Consider the following 2,650-nt stretch of genomic DNA (forward strand, 5'->3'; position numbering starts at 1 on the left):
CAAAGCCCCCGTTCGTGTCCCGTTCGGTCCTGGTCACCGGCGGTCTGGCGATGCTGACGACGCCGGTGACCGAAGCCGCGCCGGCGCGACGACTGGCGGTGCTGGGAGTCATCGGCGACGTGATCGCCACCCGGGCGATGGAGCACCGGATGGACCCGATCGCCGCCGAGCCGCTGCAGCAGGGCCGGGCCGGGGTGATGCTGCGGTGCAGTGAAGGCTTGGCGATCGCCGGCGGTATCGGGACGCTGCTGGGCGGCCGGCGCCGCGCGGTGGCGGCACTGTCGGGGCTGGCACTGTTGGGGGCCTCGGCGCTGACCCGGTTCGGGGTGTTCGAGGCCGGCATCGAGTCGGCGAAGGATCCGCGCTACACCATCGAACCGCAGAAGCGTCGCCTGGCGGCACGGCGGGCGGCCGGCATCACCGGGGATTCGATCACGACCGCGGGGTGAGCCGGCTCAGTCGTCGAGCTTGTGCAGCGCCGAGCCCTTGTGCATCGCGATGTGATCGGTTTTGTCGCTTTTGATCTCGTACTGCGGTTCGTCGGGGCTCGCCCGTCGGTTGTGCCCCTTGTATTCGGTGTCTTTGGTGTGGACCTTGGTGATCTTGCCGGTCACATGCCCGGCCTCGGAGTTCCATCGGACATGGTCGCCGACTTTGAACTGACTCATACTCATCGCACCTCGATTCCGCTTCCCGGGACGGTATGCCCGATCACCGGATACCCGGAAAGCTCCCCGGCAATCAGCAGGCCACCGGAGGTCTGGGCGTCGGCCAGCAGCAGCAGATCATCCTCGGTGATACCGGGTCCGGGTCGCAGCTGCGGGCGCACCCAGTCCAGGTTGCGCTGCGTGCCGCCGGAGACGAAGCCGTCGCGCAGCGCCTCGACCGCACCGCCGATCACCGGCACCGCGCCGCGGTCGATCACCGCGCCCACCCCGGATGCCCGGCACATCTTGTGCAGGTGGCCGAGCAGCCCGAAGCCGGTGACGTCGGTGGCGGCCCGGACGCCCGCTTCCACCGCTTCGTGGGCCGCGTCGCGGTTGAGCCGGGTCATCAGCTCGACGGCTTCGGCTGAGACTTCCCCGGTGCGCTTGTGCCGGTTGTTGAGCAGTCCGACCCCGATCGGCTTGGTCAGCGTCAGCGGAAGACCGGGTGCGGCGGAGTCGTTTCGCAGCAGCCTCTTCGGGTCGGCCACCCCGGTGACGGCCATGCCGTACTTGGGTTCCGGATCGTCGACGGAGTGCCCGCCGATCACCGGACAGCCCGCCTGCTGGGCGACGGCCAGGCCGCCGCGCAGCACCTCGCTCATCAGCTCCATCGGCAGCGTCTCCCGCGGCCAGCCCACCAGGTTGATCGCGACCACCGGGGTCCCACCCATCGCGTAGATGTCCGAGAGCGCGTTGGCGGCCGCGATCCGGCCCCAGTCATAGGCGTCGTCGACGACGGGGGTGAAGAAGTCGGCGGTGGACAGCACGGCGAGGTCGTCGCGCACCAGCACCGCGGCCGCGTCGTCGCCGTCGTCGAGCCCGACCAGCACCCGATCGTGCTGCTGTCCTACCAGGCCGCGCACCGCCTCCTCGAGTTCGCCCGGCGGGATCTTGCAGGCACAGCCGCCGCCATGCGCGTAACCGGTCAGCCGGATGGTCATCGGTTCAGGCTAGCCACACCGGTTAGGTTGAACAGCGGAGGCGTCTGGGTCCTGGTGGGCTCCCCGGTCTTCAAAACCGGTGAGGCCGAGCAACTCGGTCTGGCGGGTTCGATTCCCGTCCGCCTCCGCCATCGGACAGGAGGGGCTGTGAGCCAGGTCGATCCGCGTCGCGCCATTCCACGCACCGATGCCCTGCTGGCGCTGCCCGCGGTACGCGGCGCATCCACCCGGCTCGGCGATCGCACCATCCGGGCGGTGGTGCACGACGTCCAGGACCGGGCACGCCGCGGCGAACTGGCGCCCGACCAGGTGGAATCTTCGGTGCTGGAACGTCTTTCATCTCATGCCGGAACCACACTGCGGCCGGTGCTCAACGCCACCGGCGTGGTGATACACACCAACCTGGGCCGGGCACCATTGTCCGCGGCGGCAGTCGAGGCGCTCGTGGCGGCCGCCGGCTATGTCGACGTCGAATTGGATCTGGGAACCGGGGCCCGTTCCAAACGCGGCGTCGCCGCGAGTGCCGCACTGCTGGCGGCGTGTCCGGGCGCCGAGGACGCACTGGTGGTCAACAACGGCGCCGCTGCGCTGGTACTGGCCACCACCGCGCTGGCCACCGGGCCGGGAGTTGCCGGAAAAGAAGTAGTCGTCAGCCGCGGCGAGCTGATCGAGATCGGCGCCGGGTTCCGGCTGCCCGATCTGATCGCCTCCACCGGCGCGGTGCTGCGCGAGGTCGGCACCACCAACCGCACCCACCTGCACGATTACGCCGAGGCGCTGGGACCGCAGACCGGCTGCATTCTCAAGGTGCATCCCAGCAACTTCGCCGTGCAGGGGTTCACCGCGGCGGTCGGGCTACGCGAGTTGCGGGCGCTGGCCGACGAGCACGGTGTGGCCCTGCTGGCCGACCTGGGCAGCGGGCTGCTCGCTGCCGACCCGCTGCTGCCCGACGAGCCGGATGCGGCGACCGCGCTGGCCGCCGGCGCCGACGTGGTGACCGCC

At 70.3% G+C, this 2,650-nt stretch carries 3 protein-coding genes, 1 tRNA gene and 1 pseudogene; 3 read left to right on the plus strand and 2 right to left on the minus strand.

The features are described from left to right. Positions 1–449, plus strand: a pseudogene (locus DQP56_RS23750) (NrfD/PsrC family molybdoenzyme membrane anchor subunit); the annotation flags it as partial. A gap of 6 nt (positions 450–455) precedes the next feature. Here the strand turns inward: DQP56_RS23750 and DQP56_RS23755 are convergent. Both DQP56_RS23755 and selD read right to left on the minus strand, forming a co-directional pair. Continuing rightward, positions 456–668, minus strand: a complete 213-nt coding sequence (locus tag DQP56_RS23755; protein WP_205868965.1) for a hypervirulence associated TUDOR domain-containing protein — start codon at positions 666–668, stop codon at positions 456–458. A gap of 2 nt (positions 669–670) precedes the next feature. Then, on the minus strand, positions 671–1,648 hold the full coding sequence (selD, locus tag DQP56_RS23760; RefSeq protein WP_112689516.1) for a selenide, water dikinase SelD: 978 nt from the start codon (positions 1,646–1,648) through the stop codon (positions 671–673). Between the two features lie 36 nt (positions 1,649–1,684). Here selD and DQP56_RS23765 point away from each other — a divergent pair. Next, positions 1,685–1,779 (plus strand) — tRNA-Sec (locus DQP56_RS23765). 16 nt (positions 1,780–1,795) lie between these two features. Next, positions 1,796–2,650 (plus strand): L-seryl-tRNA(Sec) selenium transferase (selA, locus tag DQP56_RS23770; protein ID WP_112689518.1); only part of this gene is annotated, 855 nt, incomplete at its 3' end.

This window comes from Mycolicibacter senuensis, assembly GCF_003284925.1.
Classification (GTDB): Bacteria; Actinomycetota; Actinomycetes; order Mycobacteriales; family Mycobacteriaceae; genus Mycobacterium; species Mycobacterium algericum_A.